Consider the following 2817-nt stretch of genomic DNA (forward strand, 5'->3'; position numbering starts at 1 on the left):
CCATATATTACCATGCCCCCGCGGGACCATCAACCATCAATTGGGACTGCCCCAATGGGGGGACGACAAGTGGCACGCACCGATACCCGGACCCCGTGGCGAACCGCCCCGGTCCACACCAGCAGAGGCGGGCGGCGGCCTTGGAGTCTACTTAGGCCTCCCATCCGGCCGTCGCCCACAAACACCGTCATCATAAGTTGAGGCACCGGTTCAGCGAGACTGCTGTATTGTCGGGGCTAGACTCTCGGGACTGGACGAGCCTACCCAACACCTCCAGGCACCATGGCCTACCTGAGTATCAGGACCTCCCGGATATCGTGTTTGGGGATCTCCCTTTGGGGCCAGCCGGCACTGGGTCTGATTGAGATGGTTTCGGGCCAGATAGTGCCGTAGAGTATGTCTCCGGAGCGGAGCATGATGCAGTCCGCCGTGGCGTCAGGCGCTCCGAATGTCACCTTGAGCACTGACTCCAACCCGAACCAGAGGTTAGCGTAGGGCGTCTGGATCAAGAATCTCGTGGTCGCCAATTCGCCCCAGACGGACTCCCCGGTCCTCAGGACGATCTGGTGGGCTGGAAGCATCGGGAGCACGACAGGCGTTTGGGGCGCGAAGGGTGACGGGGTCACGCTCACCGGCGGCAGCTGAGGCGTGGAAGGCAGAGTCTGTGCCTGGGATTGAGCTGGAGCGGGCGTGGGGGTTGGCGCCGGGTAGCTCACCGACGGGATCGAAGGTTGCACCACTACCGTTCGGACGGTCGCGTCCAGGGCGCCGGGAACCTGCATTCCCAGGAGCCACTGGTAGAAGTTGAGAAGCCACCGGTCGCGGTCGCCGTAGGTTCCCGAGGTCATCACATTCGCGAAATACACGCTCCCGGCACCGAACGGGATTCTGCCTGCCAGGGCTGCACCTGCCCTGGCCGCGATCACTTCGGTGTCATCAGAGCACCCGTGTAGGGCGTATGTGCCGAAGAATCTGCTTTCGCGCACGTTGGTGTTTACGGGATGCGGGGAATACGAAACCGTTCCAGATGTGGACTTCGCCTTCAGGCCAGGCTGCGACAGCAACTCAGAGACGATTCCGATGTATCGATTGATCTCGTCGTTGCCGAGAAGGAGTATGCTTGCGCCAGAGAATATCCAGTCGCGGAGGATGTCCTTCTGCGCGGAGGCAACCTGGCTCGAGGTGAAGGAGAACTGATAGATGTCCGCGCCGAGATTCGGGTTGGTTCTCAACGTCCAGATGAGATCGAGCGTTATCGGGACGATCTTGGGGCGTTCTCCGGCTACGATCTCCGGGCTGTAGAGGGCGAGTATCTCAGGGGGTATGGAAGCTGCATACTTGCTGGACTGGGCCGAAGCGATTGCCCCGCCCAGAAGGACGAGAATCGTCACGACGCAAAGAAGACGGGTGAACTTCACTGACTTCCCCTCCTCGATGGACTATGACACTACCACTAATATTGGACGGAGGAACCCGACGCTGCACGACACCTGGGTTGGAACGTCAGGGCCGGAAGATCAGGGCCTGAGCAAGAGGGGCTGTTGCTGCTGATAGAGATGCCGTACCTTCGAATCATCATCCCGCCTGACCTCTTGAGTGTCAATTTGACGCTTCCCACCCGGATCGGGAGGATTTCTCGCGGCGGCGGATGAACCGCCGGCACACGAGCCGTGAGGCCTTTGGCAAGCGCGTGACCTGCGCCATAGGATGAATCAGACCGTTCGCAACGGGCTTGGAGGTGTCAAACACGTTGGACGAGAAGATAAAGGCCGAACAGTGCTGCATCCCAGTGTGGTGGTGGTGGTGGCGCTGGTTCGTCATTGCGGTGCTGATCTACTTGATCTTCAAGATGCTTCTCCTGGTGCCGTAAGAAGGCGTCCTGAACCCTGAGTTCTGTCGATGGGCGCGAAAGCCGGGGCCGTCCCGTCGTGTTTCGGCGTCGGGACGGGTTCCCCCGGCGCGCGCGGAGGAGGAAACGTCGTGAAGCTCGGGGCCGTGGCTGCCGCGGGGTTCCCCCGGCACGCGCGGAGGAGGAACTGTGAGGGCTTGAGGCGAAAGCCTACCAAAGCACGTTCCCGAAAATGGATGTATGTTCCCGTCGGGACAACCGCGCGATGGAGGCCGTGCCGGTGGCCCATATAGCTGCAAAGGCCAAGTTCATACCCCCTCGTCCAAGGAGGACCGTTCTCGGGCGGCCGCGCCTGGCCGCTCTGTTTCGCGAGGCTCTTGACCGCCCCCTTACGCTGGTGGAGGCCGGCCCGGGCTATGGGAAAAGCACTGAGCTTGCGGCGTTGTTTCAGTCATATGAGGGACCTAAGCTCGGTACTCCCTTGGTCCCGAGGACCGGGATCGGGTCTCGTGTCTTCTGGGGGTTTCCGAAGCTATCAACTACCACAAACTCGGGGCGGCGGACACCGACTACGTGGCGTCCATCCTCCGGTCGGGGCTGGACGACGGGCTGGCGCTGCTCGAGAACTCCTTTCTGGAGCGCGCGTCCGAGGAGCCCATCGTCGTCCTGGACGACTACCATCAGGCCGGCCCCAGCCCTGGGCTGGACTTGTGTCTCGAGAGGCTCTCGGGGTCGCTTGGCGGGCACGTCCACTGGATGATCGCGGTCAGGCAAACGCTCGAGCTGGACTCGGTAAGGAAGATGCACGCCCGAGGGATGGTGCTGGACATCGGCCATCCGACTCTGGCCTTTACCGCGAACGAGGTCTCCCTCCTGTTTGAGTGCTCTTACGGGGTGCCGCTCACGCCCGAACCGCCCTGGCCCCCTAATTCCGGAGTTTATGCGGCAAATGCTCTGGCAGGCACAGT

Annotated in this window: 2 protein-coding genes; one reads left to right on the plus strand and one right to left on the minus strand. The window is 61.8% G+C overall.

Translation table 11 applies throughout. The features are described from left to right. Positions 1–287: 287 nt before the first annotated feature. A complete protein-coding gene (locus NUW23_15835; protein MCR4427625.1) occupies positions 288–1418 on the minus strand; it encodes a hypothetical protein in 1131 nt (376 codons plus the stop codon). Between the two features lie 1004 nt (positions 1419–2422). Here NUW23_15835 and NUW23_15840 point away from each other — a divergent pair. Next, a partial coding sequence (locus NUW23_15840) for a hypothetical protein (protein MCR4427626.1) occupies positions 2423–2817 on the plus strand: 395 nt, incomplete at its 3' end.

This window comes from Bacillota bacterium, from assembly GCA_024655925.1.
GTDB lineage: Bacteria > Bacillota > DTU025 > DTU025 > JANLFS01 > JANLFS01.